Origin of the sequence: Massilia jejuensis, from assembly GCF_042656795.1 — a bacterium.
GTDB classification, from domain to species: domain Bacteria; phylum Pseudomonadota; class Gammaproteobacteria; order Burkholderiales; family Burkholderiaceae_D; genus Telluria; species Telluria jejuensis.
This window is the reverse complement of record NZ_JBHSMS010000046.1, coordinates 1-5,143: the sequence shown is the minus strand read 5'-3', so window position 1 is coordinate 5,143 and position 5,143 is coordinate 1. Positions and strand designations below refer to the sequence as shown.

Here is a 5,143-nt window from a genome sequence, read left to right as displayed (position 1 = left end):
ATCCCGAGGGCCCGGAAACGCTGGCAGCGGACAAGCGGCATCAGAACGTCCCTGATAACCTCGAAGCTATTCCGCCCCTCGTAGGGACGCGCAAGCCGACAGGATGGAGACCCGGCCAACAAATCGCGAAGAAACGCGAATCGCCAGCGCAAGTCGCACGCTGGCGGGGCTGGAGCGAAGTGCTGTTCACTGGCTCTTATGGGAAGCTCCTGAAAACGGCTGAAAGCCACCTTAACAATATGGTCGCAGGCAATTCGGCAAACCCGATGTGGAAGCCGTACTTCGCCGATCCACGCACTTTCGGCGGTGTGGACGCAGGGGAGCCGCTGACCGAGCAGGATCTGAAAAAGATCGCCGCGTGCTGGTATCCGGTCCATGCCATGGGATACAACTTTTTGAAAAGCAACGGCAAAACCGCGAAGGTGATCGCCGAGCGCATCCGGGGGCTTGCCAAGGGTTACCAGAAGCGGGGCTTCAAATGCGACGAGGTGATCGTCGTGACGCATAGCATGGGCGGCCTGCTGGCGCGCGCGCTCATTCATCCAAAATATGGGAACCTGCTGAACGACCCCGCCGTCAAGGTACTTGGCATCTATCACAACGTGATGCCGACCATGGGTGCCGCTGCCTCCTATAAACGCATGCGTTTCGGTTTCCTAGATGATTCGTTCCTGTTTCCCGAAACCAAGGCGAGCATTCTTGGTCTCAATGGGGAACATGCTACTGCCATCCTAGCCAACGCGCCCGCCGCACTGGAACTGTTTCCCGGTTCCGCTTACGGCAAATCGTGGCTAAAGGTCGTGGACGGGTCCGGGCGCGAGATGTGGAGCTGGCCCGGCGCCAGAGCGAGCACTTTGGAAAGCATTTACCTGCAACCCGCCGATTCATGGTGGCGGCTCATCAATCCGGACTGGGTTAACCCCGGGCGCGTAGAAAAAAAGGATGGTGGGGGCATTGATGCGGTTATCAGTCGTCTGAAAGATGCCAGTAAATTTATCGAAGACATCAAGACCACCTTCCATCCGACCAGTTGCTACGGCAGCTTCTGTGCGTCGCCGGAACGTCTCAGCTATGGCGAGGTCGTATTCAAAGTGACCGATCCTGAAGTGTGGGACTCCCGCAACATCCTGCTTACGCCGGTCGAAAGTTGGAAGCTGGTGAGCGACGACGCCCAAGGCACATTGAAAGTCCAGGCAGACAGCCGGGTGCTGACGCTCGCCCTGCAACCGCCAGCCGCGCCTGGCGACGAAACCGTCCCCGCCGCGCGCTCCGCCAAGCTGATCACAGGCACGCTGTTCGTGCACGGCGAAACAAAAGGCAAGAGTTACGAACACCAGAACAGCTATGCCGACCAGGATGTGCTGGCGTCCCTGCTGTATTCGGTCGTTCAAATCGCTAAGACGGCGAAATGGGAGACATCGTGAAAAGCATTCTGTCCCCGAAGCGCGCCGCAATGCTCGCGGTATTACTCATCGCGTTGCTGTCGTTAGCTGGAAATTCTCGTAATTATGCCTATAAGGAGGCCGCCGTGCCCGAACCAGTCAAGCTAAGTCCGCGCCTGCGCGCGCTGTTCGAGAACACAAAGATCTTTTGCTTCGGCCGCTATGCGATCGAAGTGCCTCAGGAAGCCCAGCTCATTATGGGGGAACTCTCGTTTCCATCAAGAATCAGAGTAATTCCAGGTGGAATCGAAAAAGGAAAGCACAAGGCAAAAGAAAAAGTGGCGAAACTGAAGTGGGAAGATGCTACTGCCGAAATCACTTACAACGAAGCAGGGCCAATCGAGGATAGCTGGCAGACGCGCTATTTCGAGAACGAATTCGCAAAGGAGGACAATTCACTGTTCTTCGACACATATATCAGTAAAGGCGAGATCACCTTCATGCTCGGAGACGCCATCGAAAAAGGCGAATCCGAAAGCGCGGTAATCGCCAGACAACGCGCGCGGGCCAAGAGCTTGCGGCTGCGCGCTGCGGACGAAGTACCGACCGAACCAGGCTTTTGCATCAAGCACGCCTTCATGGCTAGTGATCGGTACGATCATCAAGAGATGGCGAGTGCTGGAATTTACTTGCCCAGTTTCCCGGATATCACGTTCTCGATCAGCTCGAACAAGGACGCCTATGCCGACTATAAAAAGGAGAGATTCGAAGAAATGAAACGCGACGCATTGCCCTTGCTCGCCCGCATCAAGAGCGCCCAGAAGATGCAAGGCGTTCTTTACCCCCAGCGTGACGTGCTACGCGAAGGAAAGCGGGACGTGCAGCACTGGCATGGCGAAGAATCCCTCATCCGCAGGCCCGACGGCACCCATGACTTTGAGTGGGCCTTCGTCGGTACGCCGAGAGACGTAGCAAATCCGTCCTCATTTCACGCCGCCATGTTCACCAAGGTCGAGACCAATATGGTCGGGGCCGCCAAAGCAGCGTCGGTCAGCAACGACGAGGCCGTTGCGCTGTGGGACAAACTCCTTTCCGGCTTGAAGTTCCGGGTCAAGGTACCTGGCGCACCCGAGGGGTCCTACTTCTTCTCCGCTGGCAACCCAAGTAAGTCTGGTGCTGAGTAACGCGACAGCAGTATCTCAATCTAGGAGTGATGATGAAACATCAGGGCCGCGGCGTGATTCGATTGAACGATAAAACCGATCACGGCGGGCAGGTCATCAGCGCGACGTCGGGCACCACCGTGATGGGCGTCGTCGCAGCACTACAGGATGACATGACGGTCTGCCCGAAATGCAAAGGTAACTTTGCGATTAAGCCGGATGGTGCCGGTGCGAAACACGAAGGTAAGCCGTATGCTTATGACGGTGACACAACGGCATGCGGCGCACGGTTGATAACCTCGATTGGGTGGTGAGGAGAACCACCCTGCCTTGGTAAAGGCCCTGTTAATGCAAATCAGGCCGGGTGGCTTGAGTGCTCAGTTCGTTCTAATAGTTTGTCTCAGCTGCGGCCGGCGGATGGGCATGGCGGTACCGCTGGTCGAATGCTCTCACGGCTTGGGAAGTAGCGGCCGAGCTCCGCTTGGGCAAAAGCACTCGTCTGACGCAGCCCTCATTTGCCCTGCGAGCTCGCGGACTTCTCGCTCAGGCGCCTTGACGCGTTCTTCTTCTTTGGCGTTAGCCGGTGGTAGACGCTGGAAGGTGGCGCGCTCTGGCTGGCTGGTGTACCCAGCGGCGCAGTGTCTCTGAAGTCCAGCCAATTTTGGGCTCGATCGATGTGAGCGCTGCCGACTGTGAATCTTTACTGGCTGCCGCTTCCCTCACCATCCGCACAGCACACTCAATAATTTAAGGAAATGCTTGGGTTGCTTCTTCACAGCTCCGTTCCCCCAGGCAATGGACTCTCTACAAAATTCGAAGCAGTTCACATGATGCCGTCGATGATTGCCTTACTTAACCCATTCACGAAGAGGAAAAATCTGAATGAGACCAGCGCGCATCCTAAAAGTCCAAGCCCCAATTGCATTGGTCCTGTTATCACCTTGGACTGATAGATTCGCCAAGAGCGCCAAGCGGCTACTGCAAGCATCGTTGCAGCACCGGACAAACCAAGGGCCCGGCTATCCCAATAGAAATGCACTTTAATATCGGTTAGCACCCCTACAAAATCGGATGGGCTTTGCAAAAGCGCAAGTAAAATAGCAAGAGTAAATAACAACCCTGCAACGAATGCATCAACCGAGCATAAAAACACGGTTCGTCCCGAAATGCCGTCCTCGTTCATTCACTCCTCCACCGCCCAGTAATTCCGGGCACAGTCGTTAGGGTAGAACGCGTTCACCTTCGCTGTGCCGTCCACGAGATATGAAGTAACCCGGTTTTGTAGAGACTCCATTGTTTGGGAGCATGGAGCCATGAAGAGACAACGCAAGTATTGCCCGAAGGCATCGAGCGCGCTGTGCGCATGATCAGTGAAGCCGGCAGCCAGCACGATTCATAGTGGGGCACGATCACATCGATCGCGGCAAAGATCGGCTGCACGCCAGTCAAAGGACTGCATCAATCGATGTAGGCCGAGGCAGGCGCAGTTTCAGGAAGCGACGATACGGAACGCTGCCGGTGCCGGCGCTAAGACGATCCCAGCCTGCTCGAGTATCCACGCCTCAATCTTCATATGCCAGACTCGCAGCAAATCAAGCGGCCGGCGGATGTAGTTCTGCTCACGCACGCCTTGCGGCGCATGCCCCTGAATTTGTGCGGCGATACCATTCGGCGTTTCGACCCACTCGCTCAAGGTGGCAAACGACCGTCGCAAGCCGTGCAAGGTAAGCTTCGACAAACTGGCCACCGCAACAGCCTCGTTATGAGCAATTCGTGGCTCTGCGATATGTCCGGATGCTGACGTCGGACTGGAGAACACATATGCGTTCCTACGCGGCAGATTGGTTAGAAGCTCAGCAACGAAGGGAGTCAACGGAACCATTCGGAAATCCTCAACCTTGTCCGACAGCTTGATGCTGCCCCACTGGAAGTTCACATCGGCCCACTTCAATGCAGCAAGCTCCTCCCGCCGGGCGCCGGTGACCAGCAAAACCTGAAGGTAGGCTGCAATGACCGGATTTCCGATCTTACGCACTGCGTTGAACCACGACTGCAACATCTCGCGCTGAAGAACGTCGTGGCGCCGCTTCTCTTTACCCAGGCTTTCGCGGGTCCGCGCGCTCTTGGTGGGATTGGTGGGAACCAGGATCGAATACGTTTTATGCGAGGCACACCAGTTCATAAACGCCTTGAGCAGCCTCCAGGCCAGTCGTGCGCTCGAGGGGTGGATCTTTGCCTCTTCCCTCGCCCAGACCTCTACCCGCTCATTCGTCAGGTCGACGAGCCGCAACTTGGACAAAGACCAGAGTGGACCAGCCTTCGTCAGCGCTGGACTGCGCTTCCGAGGGTGGCCGCCTTCCTGAATAATCTTGCGATGCGCGGCAATATGATGATCCGACCAGCCCGCTTCTCGCGTGGCGATGCGGTCGGAGATGTATGAATCGCCACGGCTATTGTAGACACTCCTGAGCCATAATATAGGGCACAAAGAGAAGGTATGAGCGGCAAGCGGTACACAGAGGAATTCAAGATAGCAGCAGTCAAGCAGGTAGCCCAGCGTGGGCACCCAGCGAGCGAGGTAGCGCAGCGGCTCGGGGT

General features: G+C 56.4%; 6 protein-coding genes. 4 read left to right on the top strand and 2 right to left on the bottom strand.

Annotation, left to right across the window (positions count from 1 at the left end):
• The 3 genes from ACFPOU_RS15330 to ACFPOU_RS15320 all read left to right on the top strand — a co-directional run.
• Positions 1 to 1,424, top strand: a 1,424-nt coding sequence (locus ACFPOU_RS15330) for an esterase/lipase family protein (protein ID WP_379722902.1), incomplete at its 5' end; no start/stop codon positions are given.
• Positions 1,421 to 2,566, top strand: a complete 1,146-nt coding sequence (locus ACFPOU_RS15325) for a T6SS immunity protein Tli4 family protein (RefSeq protein WP_379722899.1) — start codon at positions 1,421 to 1,423, stop codon at positions 2,564 to 2,566. The genes ACFPOU_RS15330 and ACFPOU_RS15325, both read left to right, overlap by 4 nt.
• A 32-nt stretch (positions 2,567 to 2,598) precedes the next feature.
• On the top strand, positions 2,599 to 2,859 hold the full coding sequence (locus ACFPOU_RS15320; RefSeq protein WP_379722896.1) for a PAAR domain-containing protein: 261 nt from the start codon (positions 2,599 to 2,601) through the stop codon (positions 2,857 to 2,859).
• 509 nt (positions 2,860 to 3,368) lie between these two features.
• On the opposite strand, the gene ACFPOU_RS15315 is transcribed toward ACFPOU_RS15320, so the two are convergent.
• Positions 3,369 to 3,728, bottom strand: a complete 360-nt coding sequence (locus ACFPOU_RS15315; protein WP_379722893.1) for a hypothetical protein — start codon at positions 3,726 to 3,728, stop codon at positions 3,369 to 3,371.
• Between the two features lie 306 nt (positions 3,729 to 4,034).
• The gene (locus ACFPOU_RS15310; protein WP_379722908.1) at positions 4,035 to 4,604 is read right to left on the bottom strand and encodes a tyrosine-type recombinase/integrase; all 570 of its coding nucleotides are present in this window, start codon (positions 4,602 to 4,604) and stop codon (positions 4,035 to 4,037) included.
• Between the two features lie 438 nt (positions 4,605 to 5,042).
• Here ACFPOU_RS15310 and ACFPOU_RS15305 point away from each other — a divergent pair.
• A partial coding sequence (locus tag ACFPOU_RS15305) for a transposase (RefSeq protein ID WP_379722905.1) occupies positions 5,043 to 5,143 on the top strand: 101 nt, incomplete at its 3' end.

Bases quoted from the DNA above. Each gene is read 5' to 3' on its own strand.
- ACFPOU_RS15320 (WP_379722896.1), top strand. From the start codon at position 2,599: ATGAAACATCAGGGCCGCGGCGTGATTCGATTGAACGATAAAACCGAT.
- ACFPOU_RS15315 (WP_379722893.1), bottom strand. From the start codon at position 3,728: ATGAACGAGGACGGCATTTCGGGACGAACCGTGTTTTTATGCTCGGTT.
- ACFPOU_RS15310 (WP_379722908.1), bottom strand. From the start codon at position 4,604: ATGTTGCAGTCGTGGTTCAACGCAGTGCGTAAGATCGGAAATCCGGTC.